The 21,400-nt window shown below is 72.5% G+C and carries 24 protein-coding genes; 19 read left to right on the plus strand and 5 right to left on the minus strand.

Going from position 1 to position 21,400, the window contains the following annotated elements; genetic code table 11:
* The first annotated feature begins 6 nt into the window (after window positions 1-6).
* From IF129_RS22395 to pknB, 3 genes are all read left to right on the plus strand, one after another.
* On the plus strand, window positions 7-1,404 hold the full coding sequence (locus tag IF129_RS22395) for an FtsW/RodA/SpoVE family cell cycle protein (protein WP_191211594.1): 1,398 nt from the start codon (window positions 7-9) through the stop codon (window positions 1,402-1,404).
* A complete protein-coding gene (locus IF129_RS22400) occupies window positions 1,401-2,849 on the plus strand; it encodes a peptidoglycan D,D-transpeptidase FtsI family protein (RefSeq protein WP_191211595.1) in 1,449 nt (482 codons plus the stop codon). The genes IF129_RS22395 and IF129_RS22400 overlap by 4 nt, the downstream gene beginning before the upstream one ends.
* 130 nt (window positions 2,850-2,979) lie before the next feature.
* Window positions 2,980-4,989, plus strand: a complete 2,010-nt coding sequence (gene pknB / locus IF129_RS22405; RefSeq protein ID WP_191211596.1) for a Stk1 family PASTA domain-containing Ser/Thr kinase — start codon at window positions 2,980-2,982, stop codon at window positions 4,987-4,989.
* 78 nt (window positions 4,990-5,067) lie between these two features.
* Here pknB and IF129_RS22410 read toward each other — a convergent pair whose 3' ends face one another.
* Entirely contained in the window at window positions 5,068-5,736 is a 669-nt protein-coding gene (locus tag IF129_RS22410; protein ID WP_191211597.1) for a DUF5324 family protein, read from the minus strand.
* A 348-nt stretch (window positions 5,737-6,084) separates the two neighbouring features.
* Between IF129_RS22410 and IF129_RS22415 the strand changes: the two genes are divergently transcribed.
* Window positions 6,085-6,612, plus strand: a complete 528-nt coding sequence (locus IF129_RS22415; RefSeq protein ID WP_191211598.1) for a peptidylprolyl isomerase — start codon at window positions 6,085-6,087, stop codon at window positions 6,610-6,612.
* A gap of 127 nt (window positions 6,613-6,739) precedes the next feature.
* Window positions 6,740-7,639: a rhomboid family intramembrane serine protease gene (locus IF129_RS22420; protein ID WP_191211599.1), complete on the plus strand. Its 900-nt coding sequence runs from the start codon at window positions 6,740-6,742 to the stop codon at window positions 7,637-7,639.
* Between the two features lie 346 nt (window positions 7,640-7,985).
* Here the strand turns inward: IF129_RS22420 and crgA are convergent, their stop codons facing one another.
* On the minus strand, window positions 7,986-8,246 hold the full coding sequence (crgA, locus tag IF129_RS22425; RefSeq protein ID WP_191211600.1) for a cell division protein CrgA: 261 nt from the start codon (window positions 8,244-8,246) through the stop codon (window positions 7,986-7,988).
* 99 nt (window positions 8,247-8,345) lie between these two features.
* On the opposite strand from crgA, the gene IF129_RS22430 reads away from it, so the two are divergent.
* The 5 genes from IF129_RS22430 to IF129_RS22450 all read left to right on the plus strand — a co-directional run bounded on the left by IF129_RS22430 (window position 8,346) and on the right by IF129_RS22450 (window position 12,058).
* A complete protein-coding gene (locus IF129_RS22430; protein WP_381479913.1) occupies window positions 8,346-9,128 on the plus strand; it encodes a DUF881 domain-containing protein in 783 nt (260 codons plus the stop codon).
* Between the two features lie 107 nt (window positions 9,129-9,235).
* On the plus strand, window positions 9,236-9,397 hold the full coding sequence (locus IF129_RS22435; protein ID WP_191211601.1) for a hypothetical protein: 162 nt from the start codon (window positions 9,236-9,238) through the stop codon (window positions 9,395-9,397).
* Window positions 9,398-9,428: 31 nt separating this feature from the next.
* Window positions 9,429-10,058 (plus strand): aminodeoxychorismate/anthranilate synthase component II, encoded by a 630-nt coding sequence (locus IF129_RS22440; protein WP_191211602.1) that lies wholly within the window; start codon window positions 9,429-9,431, stop codon window positions 10,056-10,058.
* Window positions 10,055-11,251: a class E sortase gene (locus IF129_RS26815; RefSeq protein ID WP_318153888.1), complete on the plus strand. Its 1,197-nt coding sequence runs from the start codon at window positions 10,055-10,057 to the stop codon at window positions 11,249-11,251. The genes IF129_RS22440 and IF129_RS26815 overlap by 4 nt, the downstream gene beginning before the upstream one ends.
* 39 nt (window positions 11,252-11,290) lie before the next feature.
* Window positions 11,291-12,058: a class E sortase gene (locus IF129_RS22450; RefSeq protein ID WP_191211603.1), complete on the plus strand. Its 768-nt coding sequence runs from the start codon at window positions 11,291-11,293 to the stop codon at window positions 12,056-12,058.
* A gap of 9 nt (window positions 12,059-12,067) precedes the next feature.
* On the opposite strand, the gene IF129_RS22455 is transcribed toward IF129_RS22450, so the two are convergent.
* Window positions 12,068-12,427: a DUF4873 domain-containing protein gene (locus tag IF129_RS22455; RefSeq protein ID WP_318153889.1), complete on the minus strand. Its 360-nt coding sequence runs from the start codon at window positions 12,425-12,427 to the stop codon at window positions 12,068-12,070.
* A 9-nt stretch (window positions 12,428-12,436) separates the two neighbouring features.
* Window positions 12,437-13,138 (minus strand): TetR/AcrR family transcriptional regulator, encoded by a 702-nt coding sequence (locus IF129_RS22460; protein WP_191211604.1) that lies wholly within the window; start codon window positions 13,136-13,138, stop codon window positions 12,437-12,439.
* Window positions 13,139-13,280: 142 nt separating this feature from the next.
* Here IF129_RS22460 and IF129_RS22465 point away from each other — a divergent pair, with 142 nt between their 5' ends.
* Window positions 13,281-14,192, plus strand: coding sequence for an AurF N-oxygenase family protein (locus IF129_RS22465; protein ID WP_191211605.1), 912 nt, complete (start codon window positions 13,281-13,283; stop codon window positions 14,190-14,192).
* A 55-nt stretch (window positions 14,193-14,247) separates the two neighbouring features.
* Here the strand turns inward: IF129_RS22465 and IF129_RS22470 are convergent, their stop codons facing one another.
* Window positions 14,248-15,390, minus strand: a complete 1,143-nt coding sequence (locus IF129_RS22470) for an acyl-CoA dehydrogenase family protein (RefSeq protein WP_191211606.1) — start codon at window positions 15,388-15,390, stop codon at window positions 14,248-14,250.
* Window positions 15,391-15,548: 158 nt separating this feature from the next.
* Here IF129_RS22470 and IF129_RS22475 point away from each other — a divergent pair, with 158 nt between their 5' ends.
* The 8 genes from IF129_RS22475 to IF129_RS22510 all read left to right on the plus strand — a co-directional run bounded on the left by IF129_RS22475 (window position 15,549) and on the right by IF129_RS22510 (window position 21,382).
* Window positions 15,549-16,580 (plus strand): AraC family transcriptional regulator, encoded by a 1,032-nt coding sequence (locus tag IF129_RS22475; RefSeq protein WP_318153890.1) that lies wholly within the window; start codon window positions 15,549-15,551, stop codon window positions 16,578-16,580.
* Between the two features lie 100 nt (window positions 16,581-16,680).
* The gene (lepB, locus tag IF129_RS22480) at window positions 16,681-17,289 is read left to right on the plus strand and encodes a signal peptidase I (RefSeq protein ID WP_191211608.1); all 609 of its coding nucleotides are present in this window, start codon (window positions 16,681-16,683) and stop codon (window positions 17,287-17,289) included.
* A 96-nt stretch (window positions 17,290-17,385) separates the two neighbouring features.
* Window positions 17,386-18,072 (plus strand): DUF6230 family protein, encoded by a 687-nt coding sequence (locus IF129_RS22485; protein ID WP_191211609.1) that lies wholly within the window; start codon window positions 17,386-17,388, stop codon window positions 18,070-18,072.
* 113 nt (window positions 18,073-18,185) lie between these two features.
* On the plus strand, window positions 18,186-18,662 hold the full coding sequence (locus tag IF129_RS22490; protein WP_224755402.1) for a DUF6114 domain-containing protein: 477 nt from the start codon (window positions 18,186-18,188) through the stop codon (window positions 18,660-18,662).
* 38 nt (window positions 18,663-18,700) lie between these two features.
* The gene (locus IF129_RS22495; RefSeq protein WP_224755403.1) at window positions 18,701-19,564 is read left to right on the plus strand and encodes a DUF6230 family protein; all 864 of its coding nucleotides are present in this window, start codon (window positions 18,701-18,703) and stop codon (window positions 19,562-19,564) included.
* Window positions 19,558-20,061, plus strand: a complete 504-nt coding sequence (locus IF129_RS22500; protein ID WP_224755404.1) for a DUF6114 domain-containing protein — start codon at window positions 19,558-19,560, stop codon at window positions 20,059-20,061. The genes IF129_RS22495 and IF129_RS22500 overlap by 7 nt, the downstream gene beginning before the upstream one ends.
* Window positions 20,058-20,696, plus strand: coding sequence for a hypothetical protein (locus IF129_RS22505; RefSeq protein ID WP_191211610.1), 639 nt, complete (start codon window positions 20,058-20,060; stop codon window positions 20,694-20,696). The genes IF129_RS22500 and IF129_RS22505 overlap by 4 nt, the downstream gene beginning before the upstream one ends.
* Entirely contained in the window at window positions 20,693-21,382 is a 690-nt protein-coding gene (locus tag IF129_RS22510) for a DUF6230 family protein (RefSeq protein ID WP_191211611.1), read from the plus strand. Before IF129_RS22505 ends, IF129_RS22510 begins: the two co-directional genes overlap by 4 nt.
* Window positions 21,383-21,400 lie beyond the last annotated feature (18 nt).

Genomic DNA, 21,400 nt, shown 5'->3' on the forward strand with positions numbered 1-21,400 from the left:
GTTCATATGAGCAGCAACAGCACCACGGGTGGTACGAGCACGGTCTCTGCGGGCGGGCTGCCCAGCCGCCGCAACACCGAGCTCGGTCTCCTCGTCTTCGCCGTCGTGATCCCCGTCTTCGCCTACGCCAACGTGGGCCTGGCCAAGAACGGCACCCTCCCGGCCGGGATGATCGGCTACGGCCTCGGCCTCGGCCTGCTCGCGGGCGTCGCCCACCTGCTGGTGCGGAAGTTCGCCCCGTACGCCGACCCGCTGATCCTGCCGATCTGCACCCTGCTCAACGGGCTCGGCCTCGTGCTGATCTGGCGGCTCGACCAGGAGCCCGGCGTGCGGCCGGAGAACGCCGCACCCGGCCAGCTGATGTGGTCGGCGCTGGGCGTCGCGCTGTTCCTCGCGGTCCTGGTCTTCCTCAAGGACCACCGCATCCTCCAGCGCTACACCTACATCTCCATGGCCGTCGCGCTCGTGCTGCTGGCGCTGCCGATGTTCTTCCCGCCCGTCAACGGCGCGAAGATCTGGGTGACGATCCCCGGCGTCGGCTCCCTCCAGCCCGGCGAGTTCGCGAAGATCGTCATCACGGTCTTCTTCGCCGGGTACCTCATGGTCAAGCGCGACGCCCTCGCCCTGGCCAGCCGCCGCTTCATGGGGCTCTACCTGCCGCGCGGCCGCGACCTCGGGCCGATCCTGGCGATCTGGGCCCTCAGCCTCATGATCCTCGTCTTCGAGACCGACCTCGGCACCTCGCTGCTGTTCTTCGGCATGTTCGTCGTGATGCTCTACGTCGCCACCGAGCGCACGAGCTGGGTCCTCTTCGGCCTGCTGCTCTCCGCCGCCGGCGCGGTCGTCGTGGCGTCCACGACCACGCACGTGCAGGACCGCGTCGACAACTGGCTCAACCCGCTCCAGCTCGGCGCCAACGGCGGCGTCACGGAGACCGCCCAGGTGATGTACTCCTTCGGCTCCGGCGGCCTCTTCGGCTCCGGACTCGGTGAGGGCTTCACCCGCCTCATCGGCGGCATCGCCGTCAAGAGCGACTACATCCTCGCCACCGTCGGCGAGGAGCTGGGCCTGACGGGCATGATGGCCATCCTCGTCCTGTACGGCCTGCTCATCGAACGCGGCATCCGGACGGCGCTGGCCGCCCGCGACCCCTTCGGGAAGCTGCTCGCCGTGGGCCTGTCCGGCGCCTTCGCGATCCAGGTGTTCGTCGTCGCGGGCGGCGTCACCGCGCTCATCCCGCTCACCGGTATGACGATGCCCTTCCTCGCGCAGGGCGGTTCGTCCGTCATCGCCAACTGGGCCCTGTTCGCCATCCTGCTGCGGATCAGCGACACCGCGCGCCGCCCGGCGCCGGCGCCCGCCCCGAATCCCGACGTCGAGATGACCCAGGTGGTGCGGTCGTGAACAAGCCCATCCGCAAGATCGCCGTCTTCTGCGGAATCCTGGTGATCGCCCTGCTGGTCAGGGTCAACTGGGTGCAGTTCGTCCAGGCCGAGGAGCTCAGCTCCTCCGACAAGAACCGCCGGGTGCTGATCGAGCGCTACGCCCACCCGCGCGGCGACATCATCGTCGAGGGCAAGGCCGTCACCGGCTCCACCGAGACCGACAGCCGCGACTTCCAGTACCAGCGCACGTACAAGGACGGCGCCATGTGGGCGCCGGTGACCGGCCACGCGTCGGTGTTCAACGCCACGATGCTGGAAGGCATCCACGACAAGATCCTCACCGGCAACGACGACCGGCTGTTCTTCAACCGCACCATCGACATGATCACCGGCAAGCCGATGGAGGGCGGCAACGTCGTCACCACCCTGAACGCCGCCGCCCAGCGCGCGGCGTTCGAGGGCCTCGGGGACAAGAAGGGCGCCGTCGCCGCCATCGACCCGCGCACCGGCGCCATCCTCGCCCTGGCCAGCACCCCCTCCTACGACCCCGGCTCCATCGTCGGCAACGACGAGAAGGCCAGCGACAACTGGGTCGCCCTCAACGAGGACCCGGACAAGCCGATGCTCAACCGGGCGCTGCGCGAGACGTACCCGCCCGGCTCCACCTTCAAGGTGCTCACCGCGGCCGCGGCGCTGGAGAGCGGCAAGTACGACATCGACGAGAAGTCGGGCATCGAGGACCCGTACGAGCTGCCGCAGACCGACAAGGAGCTCACCAACTTCGGCAACCCCCCGTGCGACGACGCCACCCTGCGCGTCGCCCTCCAGTACTCCTGCAACGCCACCTTCGCCGGCATCAGCGCCGACCTCGGCAACGAGGAGATGAAGGGGATGGCGGAGAAGTTCGGCTACAACGAGGAACTCTTCGTCCCGATCCGCACGGCCGAGAGCGTCTACCCCGAGGACAACGCCCCGCAGAACGCGATGGCCGGCATCGGGCAGGCGTCCAACCGGGCCACGCCGCTCCAGATCGCCATGATCACGGCGGCGATCGCCAACGACGGCAAGCTCATGCAGCCCTACATGGTCGACCGGCTGGAGGGCCCCCGCAGCGTCGTCGAGCAGAACGAGCCGCAGGAGATGGGGCAGCCGATCTCCGCCTCCAACGCCAAGAAGATCCAGCAGATGATGGAGACCGTGGTCGAGGACGGCACGGGAACCAACGGCCAGATCGAGGGCGTCACCGTAGGCGGCAAGACGGGTACCGCCCAGCGTGGCGTGGACAACAGTGAGACGCCCTACGCGTGGTTCATCTCCTACGCCATGACGGACAACGGCTCACCGGTCGCCGTCGCCGTGGTGGTCGAGGACAGCGACGCCCAGCGGAACGAAGTGTCCGGTGGCGGCCTGGCCGCCCCCATCGCGAAGGACGTCATGCGGGCCGTGCTGGAGGGCCGTCAGTGACCTTGCGCACAGACGTCGAGGCGTCGCTCGGCGTTCCGGTGGCCCGCCCGCGTCCGGGTACCGTATGCCGAGCAGCACGCCGCCGGACCCCACGCCGGTGCGGTCCGGACGAACGGAGAGGGCTGGAGATATGGACGAGCCGCGTCGCCTAGGCGGGCGGTACGAGCTGGGCCAGGTGCTCGGCCGCGGCGGCATGGCCGAGGTCTACCTGGCCCACGACACCCGTCTGGGCCGCACCGTCGCCGTCAAGACGCTCCGCGTCGACCTCGCCCGTGACCCCACGTTCCAGGCCCGGTTCCGGCGCGAGGCCCAGTCGGCCGCCTCGCTGAACCACCCCGCGATCGTCGCCGTGTACGACACGGGCGAGGACTACGTCGACGGCATCTCGATCCCGTACATCGTCATGGAGTACGTCGACGGCTCCACGCTCCGCGAGCTCCTGCACTCCGGGCGCAAGCTGCTGCCCGAGCGGGCCATGGAGATGACCGCCGGCATCCTCCAGGCCCTGGAGTACAGCCACCGCAACGGCATCGTGCACCGCGACATCAAGCCGGCCAACGTCATGCTCACGCGCGGCGGCCAGGTCAAGGTCATGGACTTCGGCATCGCCCGCGCCATGGGCGACTCCGGGATGACGATGACGCAGACCGCCGCCGTCATCGGCACCGCCCAGTACCTCTCCCCGGAGCAGGCCAAGGGCGAGACCGTCGACGCGCGCAGCGACCTCTACTCGACCGGCTGCCTGCTCTACGAGCTGCTGACGGTCCGGCCCCCCTTCGTCGGGGACTCCCCGGTCGCCGTGGCCTACCAGCACGTGCGCGAGGAGCCGCAGCCGCCGAGCGTCTTCGACCCGGAGATCACCCCGGAGCAGGACGCCATCGTCCTCAAGGCCCTCGCCAAGGACCCCGACTACCGCTACCAGAGCGCGGACGAGATGCGCGCCGACCTGGAGGCGTCCCTCGACGGGCAGCCGGTCGGCGCCGCCGCCGCGCTCGGCGCCGCCGGGTACGGCGCGGGCTACGGCGCCGCCCACGCGCACGCCGAGGACCGTCCCACCCAGGCCCTGCGCACGGCGGGCGCCGGACAGACGTCGATGCTGCCGCCGATGCGCGACGACGACGGCGGGTACGGGTACGACGAGCCGCGCGGTCGCCGCCGCGAGCAGAAGAACAGCCAGCTCTCCACGATCCTCCTCGTCGCCGCCGGCATCCTCGTGCTGATCGGCGCCATCTTCATCGGCAAGGCCCTGTCCGGCGGAGGCGGCTCGGACACGGTCGCCGTGCCCAAGCTCACCGGGCTCACGCTGAAGGAGGCGACCCAGCGGGCGCAGAACACCGGCCTGGAGGTCTCCGAGGGGCCCCGGGAGCACTGCGAGGAGGAGAAGGACACCGTCTGCCGCACGGACCCGGAGCCCGACACCGAGGTCGAGCGGAACGACACGATCACGCTGGTCATGTCCGACGGCCCGGCCCCGATCGAGGTGCCGGACGTGGTGGGCGACTCCTACGAGGACGCCCGCGGCGAGCTCCAGGAGGCCGGCTTCGAGGTGACGGAGGAGGCCGTGTCCTCCTCCAGCGAGCCCGAGGGGACGGTCATCGCGCAGGACCCGGCCCGGGGGGAGAAGGTCCAGGCCGGCACCCAGGTCACGCTCTCCGTCGTGCGTACCGAGACCCGTACGGTCCCGCCGGTGACGAACAAGGACGTCGAGCAGGCCCGCCAGCAGCTGGAGGGCGCCGGCTTCGTGGTCGAGGTCACGGAGAAGGAGGACGGCTCCAAGTCCCCGAACACCGTCATCAGCCAGAGCCCGTCCGGGAACGAGCAGGCGGCCAAGGGCAGCACGGTGACGCTGGAGGTCGCCAAGGCGCCCGAGCAGGAGAACGTGAAGGTGCCGAAGGTCGTGGGCGAGCGCGTGCAGCCCGCGGTCAAGAAGCTCCAGGACGCGGGCTTCCAGGTCCAGATCCAGGGACCGGACAAGAACGCCTTCGTCGCGGCGGTCAACCCGCAGGAGGAGCAGGAGGCGCCCAAGGGCTCCGTCGTCACGATCCAGACCGTCCCGGACGGGAACGACGACGGCGGGAACGGCGACGACAACCCCATCGGTGGCTTCTTCGAGGGCCAGTGGGGCGGCGACGAGGACTGACCGGCCCGCGGTTGACGCACGTGGGAGGAGCCGGACCCGTGACGGGTCCGGCTCCTCCCACGTGGTGCTCCGGGCGCGTCAGCCCTTCTTCTTGCCGCCCTCGGACGGTGCGGCGTCCCCGGCCTCCTCGGCCTGCTTGGCCTCCACCTCCGGGTCGAGGGACGACGCGTCCGACGGGACGCCGCCCTCCGAGACGTCGGTCGGGGCGGGCGGCTCGACCAGCCAGTCCGGGTTGGCCTGCTGGTCCCACCAGCGCCAGGCCGCGTAGCCGGCACCGGCGACCAGGCCCAGCACCGTCAGCCGCTTCAGGCCCCGCCCGCAGGCCGCCCGGCGGGCGCGCTTGCGGGTGATCTTCCGCACCTCCTTCGCCGTGACCTCACCCCGCAGGGCCGCCAGGGCGGCGGCGGAGCGGGCCATGGCCTCCTCCCGGGCGGGGGCCGCCGCGGCCCGTGCCGCCTCGACGCGCGGCGCGGCGTAGGCCGCGGCCTCCTTGGCGTAGCCCCGGGCCTCCTTGGCGGCCTTGCGGCTGTGCTTGGCCGCGCGCTTGGCGGCGTCGTCCACGGCCGGGGGCAGTGCGGTGCGGGCGTGCGCGAGGCGTGGCGCCACCATGCCCGCGTACTGTTCGCGTGCGGTGTGCTGGGCCTGGCGCGCGGCCAGGCCCACCCTGGGCCCCACCACCTCGGCGGCATGCCGCACGTTCTCCTTCGCGGTGCCGGTCGCGGCGCGCACGCTGTCCTTGCGGGTCACGGTGTCCTCCTCCTCGGTGGCACGTGGTCCGGGGACTCGTACCCCGGCGATCCTCGTCCTTCTTCGCCTTTACACCCGAATCGAGATCATGCCCCCCGTCGGCGGATTCGGCATGCTTCGACGGGCGTTCGGGTCACGCGTTCGGCTGCGTGTACCCCGGTTCGGGCACTTCGTGCAGCCGGACGGCCCGTGATCCGACGATGCCACGCTCCGTGCCGACTCCGTCGCTCCGGACGCCGGCGCCGCCCGACGTCGCCCGTTCGTCACTCCGATGCGAGCCTCGGACCCGGCGGCGTGCGGTCCATGGGAGGATCGGGGACCGTCAGTAAGGACTATGGAAGGTAGATCGTGGCCGAGCAGCTCTACGCCACCCTGAAGACGAACCGCGGCGACATCGAGGTCCAGCTCTTCCCGAACCACGCGCCCGAGACCGTCAAGAACTTCGTCGAGCTCGCCGAGGGCTCCCGGGAGTGGACGCACCCGAAGACGGGGGCGAAGACGACCGACAAGCTCTACGACGGCACCGTCTTCCACCGCGTCATCAGCGGCTTCATGATCCAGGGCGGTGACCCGCTGGGCAACGGCACCGGCGGCCCCGGGTACGAGTTCCGCGACGAGATCCACCCGGACCTGGGCTTCACCAAGCCCTACCTGCTCGCCATGGCGAACGCGGGTCCGGGGACGAACGGCTCGCAGTTCTTCATCACCGTCTCGCCGACGACGTGGCTGACCGGCAAGCACACCATCTTCGGTGAGGTGACGAGCGAGGCCGGGAAGAAGATCGTCGACGAGATCGCCGCCACCGACACCAACCCGCGCACGGACCGCCCCGTCAACGACGTGGTGATCGAGTCGGTGGTCGTCGAGCGCCGCTGAGCGCGCGCTCCCGGTCCGCCGCGGCGCGGCGGCCGGGGAACGGTCCGCCCCACCTGTCCGTCGATACAGGTGGGGCCGCGACCGTCGCGTGGGGGCGGCCACGGCCGAGAGGGCGAAGGGGAAGACGATGGAGCACCAGCAGGGCGGGCTGGGGCCCGGCCACACCCTGCCGGGGTGTTACCGGCACCCCGGCCGGGAGACGGGCATCAGCTGTACCCGGTGCGACCGGCCGATCTGCCCCGACTGCATGATCGACGCCGCGGTGGGCTACCAGTGCCCCGAGTGCGTGCGCGGCGCGTCGGGGGCGGCCGGCCGGGCCGTGCGGCCGCGCACCCTGGCGGGCGGCACGGTGGTGCAGGACACCCGCCTGGTGACGAAGATCCTGCTGGGGCTGAACGTCGCGGTGTTCGTCGTCGGGCTGGCGCTCGGGCGGCAGTTCATCAACGACTTCCAGCTCATCGGCCTCGCCCTGTCGGGGCAGGTCGAGACCGGCGGGCTGGAGGTCGTCGGGGTGGCCGACGGCGAGTGGTACCGGTTGCTGAGCTCGGCCTTCCTGCACTCGGAGTTCTGGCACATCGGCGTCAACATGATGGCGCTGTGGTTCCTCGGTCCGCCCCTGGAGGCGGCGCTGGGCCGGCTGCGCTTCGTCGCCCTGTACCTGCTGTCCGCGCTGGGCGGCAGCGTCGTGTCCTACGTGCTCGTCGTGCAGAACCAGCCGTCGCTGGGCGCGTCCGGTGCGATCTTCGGCCTGTTCGGGGCGACCGCCGTCCTGATGAGGCGGCTCAACTACGATCTGCGGCCGATCTTCGTCCTGCTCGCGATCAACCTCGTCATCGGCTTCATTCCGGGACTGCGGGTGGCGTGGCAGGCCCACCTCGGCGGTCTGATCATCGGCGCGGTGTTCGCCTTCGCCCTCATCCACGCGCCGCGCAAGGGGCGGGCGCTGGTGCAGTGGGGGACGTGCGGGGTGCTCCTCGGGGCCCTCGTCCTCGCCGCCGTCATCCGGACGTCCGCGCTGCTCGGCTGAGACGGACGGGCACCGGACGAGCAGTTATCCACAGGTGGTAGCGGATCTTGTGCATGACGCGCGGGCGTTCGCACACAGGTCCGTTTCCCTGGGGGAACAAGGGAGAACGCTTGTCCGGACGTGACGGGCGGCGTCAACCCGATGTGCGTTATCCACAGATCGTCTGAACTTTTCCCAGCCCTGTGGACAACCTGTGGACAACCGGTTCGGCCCGATGCGGGACGCTGTCCCGGCACGCCCCCGACCAGCCCGAAGAAGCGGGGAAAGGGCAGACGTCCGCGTCAGCGCCGGGTGCGGACGGGGCCCTCCAGCGCTGACGCGGTCACGGGGAAACGGAAGGGACGCGCTACTTCCACTGCGTGGAGACGACGAAGCCCACCGCGATGAAGCCGAAGCCGACCACGATGTTCCAGTTGCCCAGCGCGTCGACGGGCAGGGAACCCTCGGTCAGGTAGAAGACGACGATCCAGGCCAACCCGATCGCGAACATGGCCAGCATCAGCGGCGCGACCCAACTGCGACCGGAGGAGAGGTCGATCTTGTTGGACCGCTTCGCCTCGGGCTGGGTGTAACCGTCCTTCTTCTTGCGAATCCGGGACTTCGGCACGAGAGGGTCTCCTGTCGGTGCGCTTGACCGCGCGCTGAACGGATGTGCTGTGGTCCGTTAGCGTAGTGGTTCCAGGCGGTGGAAGGAGACAAGGGTACGGTGACCTCTTCGTCGACGTCTCCCCCGGGCGCGGAACGGCCTCGGCGCGTGCTGCGCTCCGGTCTCGCGCGGACCGCCAGCGCCGGCGTCTTCGCCCTGGCCGGCCTCATCTTCTGGGTGAGCTTCAACACGGCGCAGGGCACCGACCTGCGCAGTGACGACCCCATGCTCCGCCTGCCCGACCTGATCGCCGAGCGCAGCCGCGAGAACGGCACGCTGGAGTCCTCCACCGCCGAGCTGCGCCAGGAGGTCGAGGCGCTGGCCGAGGAGCGGGACGAGGGCCGCAGCGCCGCCGAGCGCCGCCGGGCCGAGCAGCTCGCGGACACCGCCCAGACGGAGGAGGTCAGCGGCGCCGGCCTGACGGTGACGCTCACCGACGCCCCCTCCGACGCGACCGCCCGCCTCCCCGGCTGGCCGGAGCCGGAGCCCGACTACCTGGTCATCCACCAGCAGGACCTGCAGGCCGTCGTCAACGCGCTGTGGGCCGGCGGCGCCCAGGGCATCCAGGTCATGGACCAGCGACTGATCTCCACCAGCGCCGTGCGGTGCGTCGGCAACACCCTGATCCTCCAGGGCCGGCTCTACTCGCCGCCCTACGAGGTCACGGCCGTCGGCGACCCGGAGCGGCTGCGGGAGGCACTGGACCGCTCACCCGCCATCAGCACCTACAAGCAGTACGTGGAGGCGTACGGTCTCGGCTGGGAGGTCGAGGGGCACGACGACACCACGCTCCCCGGCTACTCCGGCCCCGTCGACCTCCAGTACGCCGAGCCGCTGGACTGACGCCCCGGGCGCGCCCCGGCGACGTACTCTGGTGACCGCACGGAGCGCCGCACCCGGCGCACCGCTACGCGTGACACGGGCGGGGACCGAAGGGACGGCACCACGGCATGTACGGCTGGATCTGGCGGCATCTGCCGGGCAACGCACTCGTGCGGGCGCTGATCTCGCTCGTCCTCGTCCTCGCGGCGGTGTTCGTGCTGTTCCAGTACGTGTTCCCGTGGGCCGAACCGCTGCTGCCGTTCGGCGACGTGACGGTGGACGACAACTGACACGGGCGACGAGTAAGGGCTGAGCGGACCGATGAGCGCACGCATCCTCGTGGTGGACAACTACGACAGCTTCGTCTTCAACCTCGTCCAGTACCTCTACCAGCTCGGAGCCGAGTGCGAGGTCCTGCGCAACGACGAGGTGCGCACCGCGCACGCCCAGGACGGCTTCGACGGCGTCCTGCTCTCCCCGGGGCCCGGCACCCCCGAGGAGGCCGGGGTGTGCGTGGACATGGTCCGGCACTGCGCGGACACCGGGGTCCCGGTGTTCGGCGTGTGCCTCGGCATGCAGTCCATGGTCGTCGCCTACGGCGGCGTGGTGGGCCGCGCCCCGGAACTGCTGCACGGCAAGACGTCGGCCGTGGTGCACGAGGGCGCGGGCGTCTTCACCGGGCTGCCCTCGCCGTTCACGGCGACCCGCTACCACTCGCTGGCCGCCGAGCCCGCCACCGTCCCCGAAGCCCTGCGGGTCACGGCCCGCACCGACTCCGGCGTCATCATGGGCCTGCGGCACCGGGAGCTGCCGGTGGAGGGCGTGCAGTTCCACCCCGAGTCCGTGCTGACCGAGTGGGGCCACCTGATGCTGGCGAACTGGCTCACCGAGTGCGGTGACGCCGGAGCCGTCGAGCGCTCCCGGGGCCTGGCCCCGGTGGTCGGCAGGTGACGACCCCCGAGGACCCGTACGCCGATCCGCAGGATCTGCTGGCGGCGATCGGGCGCCTCGACGACCCGCTGAACGACCCGCTGCCCCGCCGGCGGCCCCCCTCCACCGAGCCGGGCGGGCCGGTGGAGCCGGACGCGCGGGCGGAGCCGGCCGACCGGGCGGGGCCCGTGGACCGGCGGAGCCCGGCGCCGCGACGCCCGGCACCGGACGCCGGGGGTTCCCCCTGGTTCCGCCCGCACACCCCGGGCGGCCCCCCGCAGGACCCCGCCCCCCGGCCCACCGCCGCCCCGGCACCGGCACCCGCCCGGGCCGTCCCGGCCGTTCCCACGGCCCCGGACACCCCGACCGCCTCGGCCACCCCGACCGTCCCGGCGCCCGGCGAGGAGCCCGATCCGGAGACCGTCGCCCTGCGGCGGGCCCGCCCCCCGGCACGGCGGGACGGCGGGGAGGCCGTCGGGGGACGCGCCGCGCGGCGCCGGGCCGCCGCCCGGGCCGCCCGCGCCCGCAAGGAGAACGCCGCCGTCATCGCCAGCCGTGGCGTCGGCGAGCTGTTCATCACCTGCGGCGTGCTGCTGCTCCTCTTCGTCGCCTACCAGCTGTGGTGGACGAACGTGCAGGCCGGATTCGAGAGGCAGCAGGCCACCAGTCGGCTGGAGGAGAAGTGGGACGCGCGGGAGGCGGCCGAGCGACGGCCGGACGCCTTCGAGCCCGGTGAGGGCTTCGCCCTCATGTACCTGCCGACGTTGGACGTCGCCGTCCCGGTGGCCGAGGGGATCGACAAGGACGGCGTCCTCGACAAGGGCCTCGTCGGCCACTACGACGAGGCGTCCGGCCTGGAGACGGCGATGCCCTGGGACGAGGAGGGCAACTTCGCGGTCGCCGGGCACCGCAACACCCACGGCGAGCCGTTCCGTTACATCAACCGGCTCCGGGCGGGCGACCCCATCGTCGTCGAGACGGCGGACACCTACTACGTCTACGAGATGACGAGCGTCCTGCCGCAGACCACGCCGTCGGACGTGGAGGTCATCGCCCCCGTGCCGCCCAAGTCGGGCTTCACCGAGCCGGGCCGCTACGTGACCCTGACCACCTGTACCCCCGAGTTCACCTCGAAGTACCGTCTCATCGTCTGGGGCAAAATGGTCGAGGAGCGCCCGCGCGGCGACGGGAAGCCGGACGCGCTCGTCGGATAGCCGGCCGGGCCGGCGCAATGATCGAAACGGTGGAACCACGTGGCAGTGACCGAACGGGACGAGCGCGCGGAGACCGAAGAGCGCCCGCGGCCGTCCCGGCCCACCCGCGGACGCGTCGCCGCGACGGTCAGCGTCCTGGGCGAACTCCTCATCACGGCGGGCCTCGTCATGGCCCTCTTCGTCGCCTACTCCCTGTGGTGGACGAACGTCCTCGCCGACCGCCAGGCCGGCAGGGAGAGCAACGAGCTGCGCGACCAGTGGGCCGAACAGGAGGAGGGGGACGGCGCGGGGGAGGACCGGGCTCCGGCCGACTTCGACCCGAAGGACGGCATCGGCTTCCTGCACGTGCCCGCGATGAGCGACGACGACGTGCTCGTCCTCCCCGGCACCGACCCGGAGAAGCTGAACGGCGGCATCGCCGGGTACTACGAGAAGCCGAAGAAGTCCGCGATGCCGTGGGACGAGTCGGGGAACTTCACCCTCGCCGCGCACCGGGACGGGCACGGCGCCAAGTTCCACAACATCCACAAGATCGACGAGGGTGATCCGGTCGTCTTCGAGACCAAGGACACCTGGTACGTGTACACGGTCTACGCGAAGCTGCCGGAGACCTCGAAGTACAACGTCGGCGTACTCGCCGACGTCCCCGAGGGATCCGGGAAGACAGAGGAGGGCCGCTACCTCACCCTGACGACGTGCACCCCGATGTTCAGCTCCGCCTACCGCTACATCGTGTGGGCGGAGCTGGAACGCACGGAGCCGGTGGACGAGGAGCGGACGCCGCCCGAGGAACTGCGCGCGGGCTGAGCGGCGCCCTCACATCCCGGGCGGACGGGTGCCCGCGGTGCGGAACGGCGGCGTCCCCGTGCCCGTGACGCGGTAGCGGCCCCACGGGTCGGGGTCGGCGGCCTCGGCGAGGGCCCGGCCCTGCGGGGTGCGCAGCGTCACGGAGGCGCGCCGTCCGCCCAGCAGGCGCGTGACCTCCGGATCGGCGGCCAGCCTCCCGTACCACCGGTAGTGGCCGTCGATCGGCTGGAAGTGGCCGCGCAGCTCGACGGTGACGGAGAGCTCGGCGCCGTCGGTGACGAGCGTGGCCGCCCCGCTGTACCCGTCGTCGTGCGGGGCGTGCGGGGCGGGCTGCTCGTCCGGAGCGGGCAGCTGGCGGGCATCGGACACGGCGGCTCCTCAGTCGGGGGTTCGGGTGTGCTCGGCGCGGGCGGCGAGCACGTCGTCGGGGCTGGTGGGGGTGTCGGGGTCCAACCGGGCGCCACGGCGCCGCAGATAGCCGTCGAGGCAGTCCCAGACGGTCTCGCTCAGGTGGTCCACGACCTCCTGACGGCTCATCGACCGCTTCTCCAGCCACCATTCGGCCGTGCTGTGGACCATGCCGACGACGGAGTGCGCCATCGGCGCGGCACCGCGTGTGTCGAGCCCGTAGGCGTGCAGGTAGTCGTCGAAGAGCTGGGTGAGCGCCCGGGCGGCCAGCTCCTTGCCGGCCCGCACGCCCTCGCCCTCGTTCGTCGCACCGGCGGGCACGGTGCGGCTGACCAGCAGGTAGAGGTTGGGGTGCTCCTCCAGGAGCGAGAGGAACGCGTCGACGCCGGTCCTGATCCGCAGGTGCGGCGGGTCGTCCGGATCGAGGGCGGGCTCCAGCCGCTCCATCAACAGGACCGCCACCCGGTCGTGGAGCGCGGCGAGCAGGTGGGCCTTGTCCGTGAAGTGGCGGTAGAGCACCGGCTTGCTGACCCCGGCCTCCGCCGCGACCTGCTCGACGCGCAGCTCGGGGCCGTGCCGGGCGAGGGCGCGCAGCGCCGCCTCGACGAACTCCTCGCGGCGTGCGGCGCGGTGCGAGCTCCACCGCTCCCTGCGTCCGTCCACGGGCCTCACGCCCACTTCCGCTCTTGACTCCCACGCGTGCGCCGCTCATGCTACCCCAAGTAACCGCTACTTGAGGTAACAGATACTGCGGCGGACGCCGCCCCCTGTGCCCGGGCAGCGGTCCGGCCCCGTCCCGAGGGAGTTGAGTGGCATGGCACGCCTACGGACCGACGCGAAGGTGGGAGACCGCGAGAAGACCGCCGCGCGGCTGCTCGCCTCGTCGGCGAAGAAGTCCTACGACCCGGACATCGACATCGACTGGGACGCCCCCCTGGACCCGGACAAGCACTACATCCTGCCGCACCGCGTCTCCCTCTACGGGACGCCGCTGTGGGAGCGCATGTCCGACGAGCAGCGGCGCGAGCTGGGCAAGCACGAGATGGCCACCATCGCGAGCGTCGGCCTCTGGTTCGAGCTGCTGCTCATGAAGATGCTCGTCAAGGCCGCCTACAACGGCGACGCCACGACCGCGCACGTCCAGTACGCCCTCACCGAGGTCGCCGACGAGTGCCGGCACGTCACCATGTTCGCCCGCCTCGTCGAGCGCATCGGCTGCCCCAACTACGGCCCGCCCCGCTTCCTCCACCAGATCGCCAAGATCCTCCCCGCCCTCTCCTACGGGCCCGCGCTGTACGGCTCCATCCTCGTCGCCGAGGAGATCACCGACCGGCTGCAGCGCGAGATGGTCGGCGACGACTCGATCCAGCCCCTGCTGCGGATGGTCAACCACATCCACATCGTCGAGGAGGCCCGGCACGTCACCTTCGCCCGCGAGGAGGTCGTCCGCGGCACCCGGCGCGGCATCGGGCGGGCCGAGCTGAGCTACCAGCAGACGCTCATCGCCACCGTGTCGTTCGCCATCTCCCGCAGCCTGCTCAACCCCCGCGCCTACGCCGCCGTCGGGCTCGACCCGAGGGCCGCGACGCGGGCCGCCCACGCCAACCCGCACTACCGGGCGTCGGTGCGGTTCGCCGGGGAGAAGATCATGCCCTTCCTCCAGGACGCCGGACTCGTCGGAGGACCGGCCGGACACCTGTGGCGCAAGGCGTACCTCCTGCCCTGACCCGCCGCACGTGGTGAGCACCGCGGACGCGGCCCCCCGGGCGGGCGGGCGTCACTCACAGGCCGAGGAAGCGCCCGATGATCTCCTTCATGACCTCCGTGGTGCCCCCGTAGATGGTCTGCACCCGGCTGTCCAGGAACGCCTTCGCGACCGGGTACTCGGACATGAAGCCGTATCCGCCGTGCAGTTGGAGACAGGTGTCCACGGTCCGCTTCTGCAGCTCCGTCGTCCACCACTTGGCCATCGCGGCGTCCGGGACGCTCAGCCCGCCCGCGTTGTGCAGCGTGACGCAGCGGTCCAGGAAGGTCCGCGCGATCGTGATCTCGGTGGCCAGTTCGGCCAGCGTGAAGCGGTTCGCCTGGAAGGAGCCGATCGGCCGGTTGAAGGCCGTCCGCTCCTTGCAGTAGGCGAGCGTCGCCTCCAGGACCTGCTCGCACACCGCCACGGCGACGACGGCGATCGACAGCCGCTCCTGCGGCAGCGCCTCCATGAGGTGGACGAAGCCCTGGTTCTCCTCACCGATCAGGTTCTCCACCGGCACCCGGACGTCGTCGAAGAACAGCTCGGCGGTGTCCTGCGCCTTGAGGCCGATCTTGTCCAGGTTGCGGCCCCGCTCGAAGCCGGGCATGCCCCGCTCCACGGCGAGGAGGCTGGTGCCGTGCGCGCCCTGCTCCGGGTCCGTCTTCACGACGACGAGGACCAGGTCGGCGTTGATCCCGTTGGTGATGAACGTCTTCGACCCGCGCACGACGTAGTGGTCCCCGTCGCGCACGGCCGTGGTGCGGATGTTCTGCAGGTCGCTGCCCGCGCCGGGCTCCGTCATCGCGATGGCCGTGATCAGCTCCCCGGAGCAGAAGCCCGGCAGCCAGCGCCGCTTCTGCTCCGGTGTCGTCAGCCGCAGCAGGTACGGCGCGACGACGTCGTTGTGCAGCGTGAAGCCGACGCCCGAGGCGCCCGCCCGCACGATCTCCTCGCTGACGACCGCGTTGTACCGGAAGTCCGCGACCCCGCCGCCGCCGTGGGCCTCCGGCACGTCCGTACCCAGCAGCCCGAGCTTCCCGGCCTCCCGCCACAGCTCGCGCGGAACGATGCCCTCCTTCTCCCACGCGTCGTGGAACGGGACGACGTGCCGCTCCATGAAGGCGCGGACGGTCTCGCGGAAGCTGTCGTGGTCGGCGGTGTAGAGCTCGCTGTCCATGGTGGGGCTCTTCCTGTCGGAGGGGGGGACGGGCGTGGGTGCGGACGGCCGGCGGGCGGGTCCGCCGGTGCCCCCCAGCATCACCGGGGCGCCCCGGCCCCGGCCATGACCCCACCGCTCGCCGCGCCTGACCCGGGCGCGCCGGGGAGGCCGCGGTGGTGACCCGCTCGGTGAGCGTCCACCACGTCCGCGCCGTCCTGCACGGCGCCGAGCGGCGGAGCCTGCCCACGGAACCCCTCCTGCGCCGGGCGGGCATCGCGCCGGAAACGCTGGACGACGACCGCGCGCGGGTGTCGCCCGCCCAGTTCACCCTGCTCGTCCAGGCCCTGTGGACCGCCCTGGACGACGAACTGCTGGGCTTCGGACCGATCCCCTTCAAGGTGGGGACGTTCGCCATGATGTGCCGGGTCGTCGTGTACGGCGGCGTGCGCGGCGGCCACGACCTGCGGGCCGCGCTGCGCCGATGCCGGGAGTTCTACGACCTCTTCCCCGCCGGCCCCCGGCTCCGGCCGGTCGAAACCGGGGGCGCGGAGGACGAGGCGGCCGTGGAGTTCGACCTGGCCGACTGCGACGGCCCGGCGCACTTCGGCTCGGAGGCCACGACGGTCATCGGGCACCGCTTCGCCGGCTGGCTGCTCCGGCGCCGGATCGCGCTGCGCCGCGCCGAGTTCGCCTACCCCGCGCCCGCCCACGCGGCGGAGTACGCCCTGCTCTTCGGCGCCCCGTGCGTGTTCGACGCGCCGCGCACCGCGATCGTCTTCGACCGCGCCCTCCTGGACGAGCCGGTGCTCCAGGACGCCGAGGGGCTGCGGACGTTCCTGCGCCGCGCGCCCGTGGACGTCCTCGCCCGTCTCGACTACGCCGCGACCGTCTCCGCACGCGTCCGCCGCCTCCTCGGGCAGGCCCTGCCCGGTCCGCTGCCCACCCCCGAGCAGATCGCCGCCCGGCTGTCCGTCAGCCCGCAGACGCTGCGCCGCCAACTGGCCGCCGAGGGGACGTCGTTCCAGCAGGTCCGGGACCGGCTGCGGCGGGACCACGCGATCGCCGCCCTCGCCTCCGGACGCGTCTCCATCGAGGCGCTCTCCCGACAGCTCGGCTTCTCCGAACCCAGCGCCTTCCACCGGGCCTTCCGCCGATGGACGGGCGCCACGCCCCGCAGCTACCGGCTCGGGCCCGGTCAACGAAACTGAGCGGTACGGTCACGGAAGCCGCGGGGATCGCTCCCTACGGTCCCGTCATGACCACAGCACCGAAGCCCGAACCCCGGCCCGCACCGGACGGAACGGCCGGATGAGACCGCGCCGGATCCTCGTCGCGCTGCTCGCCGTGCTCGCGGTCCTGAGCGGCGGCACCGCGGTCGGCGTCACCGCGCTGAGCGTACGCGTCGAGGGCGCCAGCATGGCACCGACCCTGCGCGACGGGGAGCGCCTGCTCGCCACCCCCGGCTCGGCGGACGACATCCGCCGGTTCGACCTCGTCCTGATGCACCGGCCCCGCACGGAGGTGCTCATCGTCAAGCGCGTCATCGCGCTGCCGGGCGACCGCGTCGGCATCGTCTCCACGCCGCAGGACCCCTTCGAGGTGCTGCTGCGGAAGGCGGGCGACGACCGCCTCCACCGGGTGGCGTCCGACGCCTGGGGCGACCGGGTCCGGCGCACCGGCAACTGCTGCGGGGCGGACGGGACCCGCTCGGCCGCGCCCCGCCTGCGGACCGTCCCGCCGGGCCGGTTCTTCTTCCTCGGTGACAACCCCGACGTCTCCGACGACTCCCGCCACTACGGGTGGGGGCGTCTGGAGGACGTCGCCGGGCGGGTCGGCGCGCGCGTCTGGCCGCCGTCGGCCCCGCACGGCCTCGGCAACCGCCCGCACCTGACGCAGGTGCCGGGCGACGGCCCCTGAACCTCCGCCCCCACCGGGGCGGTCCCCACCCGGAGCCCCACGGCCGGACCCACTCCCCCCTGCGCACCGAGCGCGGGGACGACGGTTGGAGAACCCATGAAGGAATCGGTCAGAGGAGTCACCCGCTGGCGCAGATCCGCCGCGCTCGCCCTGCCGGCCGGCATCGCCGTCGGCGCCATGACGGCCGCCATGGTGCAGGGCGCCCTCGCGGCGAACCTGTCACTCACCAGCGTCCCGTTCACCCTCAGTTCCAAGACCGTGGCCGCCCCCGACGGCATCGGGGCGATCATGAACTCCGTCGACGCGGGCGGCGAGAAGGCCGTGGCCCAGGTCGGCCTCCCCCGGGCCGGGCTGGACGGCATCTGCGTCCACGCGACGCAGTCCGTGAACCTGCCGGTCATCGGCGACCTCGGCACCTGGTCGCTGAACATCCACTCCCCGGCGGCCGACACCCCGCTGACGCCCGAACAGCTGGCCTCCGGCGACGGCCTCCAGGCCAACAAGCTCGTCCTGGACGCCCAGGCCGTGAACGCCGCCACCGCCACACTGAACGCCAGCACCGTCACGCCCAACACCATCGGTGCCGCCGCCGACAGCCAGAACATCAAGGACACGGGCCTCACCGGCGGCACCCCCGGCCAGTTCGGCCTGGACGCCACCGGCGGCCGGACCGACCTGAACGGGCTGGCCGCCGACGCGAACGGCGCCACCATCTCCGGCGCGATCACCCTGCCGGACCTCTCCATCGGCATCAAGCACGGCGACCGGGGCTGCGCGGACTGACCCGGCCGGTGTGACGGGGGTGGGGCCCGGCCGGCCGGGCCCCACCCCCGCACCCCGCACCGCACGCACCACGCGCCGCACCGTCGCCCCTCCCGCACTCCTGCGAGGCCGCCATGACGACCGACCCGGCTCCCACCCCCTCCTCCGAAGCCCCCGTCTCCCGCTCACCGCTGCGGCGGGCCCGCACGGCCTTCCGCCGGTGGCGCCGCACCCGGCCCTTCTGGGGCGCGCTGTGGACGGGGCTCGGTGGCTTCGTCATCCTCTTCCTGCCCATGGCGCCCCTCGGGAAGATCCTCCAGGTCGGGGTGGGCGGCATCGCCGGCATGGCCGGCGGCGTGCTGCTCATGGCCATGGCCCTGCTCATCCTCCTGATGCCCGGCCAGCGGCACACCGCCGGCGTCATCGCGGTGATCGCCGGGGTCGCGTCCTTCCCGCTGTCCAACCTCGGCGGCTTCGTCGTCGGCATGGTGCTCGCCGTCCTCGGGGGGTCGATGGCCTTCGGCTGGCTGCCCGAGCGTCCCGCCCGCCGGTGGCGCCGCTTCCGGCGCCTCCCGGCCGCGGAGCCCGCCCGGGCACCGGGCACGCCGTGACCGCCCCCGCCCACCGCACACCCACGGAGCAGACGGCCATGACCCCTCCCCCGCCCTCCCCGGACACCTCCCGCGCACCGGACCCCACCGGCCCGGACTCCACCGCTCCGCGCCGACGCCGAGCCCACCGCCGTACCGCCCTCGGCCCCCTGGACGCACTCCGCCGGCTGCGCACCACCGGCACCGAGGGCGTGGCGTCCTGGAACCGGCGCATGCTGGCCGAGGCCGACGACGGCACCCGGCGCGGCACCCGGTGGGGACGCGGCGCGTTCGCCTTCGTCCCGGCGGCCCTCGCCGTCGGCGCGCTGGCCGGCGCCCTGAGCCAGGGCGCCCTCGCCGCCACGTTCAACGTCACCGACCAGCCCTTCTCCCTGACCTCCAACGGCGTCTCCGGGCTGGGCTTCGGGGCGATCGTCAACACCCCGCCGATCGGCCACCCCGACGGCAGCACGTCCACGGACACCGGCATGACGCGCGTCGGCTTCGCGAGCGCCGGTCTCGCCGGGCTGTGCGCGATCGTCCACCAGGAGATCGCGGGCGTCCCGTACTCGCTGCTCCTGACGGCCGGCCAGGACGTCCAGGACGGCGCACCGACCGAGTTCACCCCCGACATCGACGCCTCGAACCTCTACCTGCAGGCCGTCGAGCTCGGCTCCTCGGGCGTCACCACCCTGGAGAACGCGGTCATCGGGCAGTCGGCGGACCAGGTGCTCGTGGACGGCAGGCCACTGACCGGGGCCCGGCCCGGCGCGTTCGGCCTCGGCTCCACCGGGGAGAACGGCGGCAGCTCCGTCGAGCTCCACGGCCTGGACGCCACCGCCTACGACGCCGAGATCGCGGGCTCGCTCGCCCTGCCGCAGCTGACGCTGAAGGTCGTCGGCGGAAAGGCGACGACATGCTGACCCCCGCCACGACCGCCGAGCACCCGGCCGAGCACCCTGACACCGGCCCCGGCGTGGGCCCCGGCGCACGGCCTCGCGCCCGCGCGACCGGTCACGCCCTGCGCGCCCTGTGGGGCTGGTTCGGCGCCTTCCGCCGCACCCGCCCGTTCTGGGGCTGCGTCTGGCTCGTCGCCGGGGGCTGGACGGTCCTGAAGTTCTCCCTCAGCTCCCTCCAGCTCATCGTCGCCACCGGCTTCGGCGGCGTGGCGGGCTACCTCGTCGGGGGCGGCATGATCCTCTCCGGGCTCGTCCCGCTCGTCCTGCCCTCCCAGCGCTGGACGTTCGGCCTCATCGGGGCCGTCCTCGCCGTCGTCTCCCTGGTGACGTCCAACCTCGGCGGCTTCGTCGTCGGCATGGCCCTCGGCGTGCTGGGCGGCTCGATGATGGTCGGCTGGGGCCCCAAGCGGCCGCGTCGGCGGCACCGTCGGCCCGCCCCGGACCCGACGGACCGTCCGTGACGGGCGCGCGTCCGAACCGGCCCGGCCGGCGCGCGCCCCGCGCCCTGGCCGTCGCGCTCGCCCTGGTCGTCGCCGTGGCCACGGCCGTCCTGCCCGGCCGGGAGGGCGCGGCGGCCGGCCCCGTCGCGGCCGAACACCCGCCGCTGGGCGTCCCGTTCCTCCCCTCGCCCGACCCGCTGGAGGTCAGCATCGACCGGCTGCTCGCCCGATCCCTGAGCGTGCGGACCGGCGTCCGCATCCGGCTGTCCGACGGGACGGAGGTCACCACCACGCAGTACACCTTCAAGAAGCTGACCATCCGCCGCCACATGAACGTCACCCAGCGCGCCGACGGCCACACCGTCGTCATCGACGTGCCCGAGGAGGGCTCGCTCGGCGGCACCGACGACCAGGGCAACCCGCAGACCACCGTCATGTGGGGCGACATCACCAACATCTGCGTCCGCGTCCTGGTCAGGATCTGCGGCGTCCAGGGGCTGCTGAACTTCTTCGGCTCCCTCATCCCGCTGACCGCCGGCGCCGAGGACTTCGAGGGCCGGATCTACGCCATCCGGACCATCGACGAACAGGCCGGGATCAGCGACACCGACAACCCGATCCACCTCCCCGGAACGATCACGGTGACGGCCTCATGACCCCGCGCGCACGTCCCGAGGGGCGCACCCACTGGCGGCGCGGCGCACTCGTCGCCCTCCCGGCCCTCCTGAGCGCCGGGGGCCTGGCCGGCGCCATGACGTCCGGCGCGCTGGCGCTCGACCTGAGGATCCAGGACCGTCCCCTGCGCCTGGCGACCAGCAGCGTCTACGGCACGCAGTACGGCGCCGCCGTCGTCGACGTGCCCCACACCCGGCCGGACGGCACGACCGGCACCGTCCGCGTCCTGCGCATGGGCTTCGCCGACGGCGTCATCAACGGCCTGTGCCTGAGCCAGCAGCAGGAGATCATGGGGACGACCTACACACTCCTGTTCACCCTCGGCGACGACGACCCCGCCTCGTGGGAGATCACCACGCAGAACACGGTGCTGGACGTCCGCGAGGCCACCGGCGTCCTGGACATGGACGGCGTCGTCGACCTCAACGTCGACGGCACCGACGTCACCACCGTCGACGACGAGGCGGGGAACCCCGTCGACAACCCGCTGGGCGCACCCGAGCACCGGTTCGGCATCCAGGCCGGCTACGCGAAGTTCGACGGCATCACCGGCACCGTCCAGGACATCCAGATCCCCGGCCTCCTCACCACACCGCGCCTCGACCTCAGCGTGCGCCCCGGCGACGTCGCGTGTCCCGCACCGGCACCCCCCGTCGGCACGCCCTGACACCGCGGGCGGGGGCCG

Source organism: Streptomyces chumphonensis, assembly GCF_014779715.1.
GTDB lineage: Bacteria > Actinomycetota > Actinomycetes > Streptomycetales > Streptomycetaceae > Streptomyces > Streptomyces chumphonensis.

What these genes read in the sequence shown, in the direction of transcription:
- IF129_RS22470 (WP_191211606.1), bottom strand. Translation starts at nt 15,390, where the DNA reads ATGGACAGCGAGCTCTACACCGCCGACCACGACAGCTTCCGCGAGACC.
- IF129_RS22465 (WP_191211605.1), top strand. Translation starts at nt 13,281, where the DNA reads ATGGCACGCCTACGGACCGACGCGAAGGTGGGAGACCGCGAGAAGACC.
- lepB (WP_191211608.1), top strand. Translation starts at nt 16,681, where the DNA reads ATGAGACCGCGCCGGATCCTCGTCGCGCTGCTCGCCGTGCTCGCGGTC.
- IF129_RS22440 (WP_191211602.1), top strand. Translation starts at nt 9,429, where the DNA reads ATGAGCGCACGCATCCTCGTGGTGGACAACTACGACAGCTTCGTCTTC.
- IF129_RS22495 (WP_224755403.1), top strand. Translation starts at nt 18,701, where the DNA reads ATGACCCCTCCCCCGCCCTCCCCGGACACCTCCCGCGCACCGGACCCC.
- IF129_RS22435 (WP_191211601.1), top strand. Translation starts at nt 9,236, where the DNA reads ATGTACGGCTGGATCTGGCGGCATCTGCCGGGCAACGCACTCGTGCGG.
- IF129_RS22490 (WP_224755402.1), top strand. Translation starts at nt 18,186, where the DNA reads ATGACGACCGACCCGGCTCCCACCCCCTCCTCCGAAGCCCCCGTCTCC.
- IF129_RS22500 (WP_224755404.1), top strand. Translation starts at nt 19,558, where the DNA reads ATGCTGACCCCCGCCACGACCGCCGAGCACCCGGCCGAGCACCCTGAC.
- pknB (WP_191211596.1), top strand. Translation starts at nt 2,980, where the DNA reads ATGGACGAGCCGCGTCGCCTAGGCGGGCGGTACGAGCTGGGCCAGGTG.
- IF129_RS22395 (WP_191211594.1), top strand. Translation starts at nt 7, where the DNA reads ATGAGCAGCAACAGCACCACGGGTGGTACGAGCACGGTCTCTGCGGGC.
- IF129_RS22420 (WP_191211599.1), top strand. Translation starts at nt 6,740, where the DNA reads ATGGAGCACCAGCAGGGCGGGCTGGGGCCCGGCCACACCCTGCCGGGG.
- IF129_RS22485 (WP_191211609.1), top strand. Translation starts at nt 17,386, where the DNA reads ATGAAGGAATCGGTCAGAGGAGTCACCCGCTGGCGCAGATCCGCCGCG.
- IF129_RS22510 (WP_191211611.1), top strand. Translation starts at nt 20,693, where the DNA reads ATGACCCCGCGCGCACGTCCCGAGGGGCGCACCCACTGGCGGCGCGGC.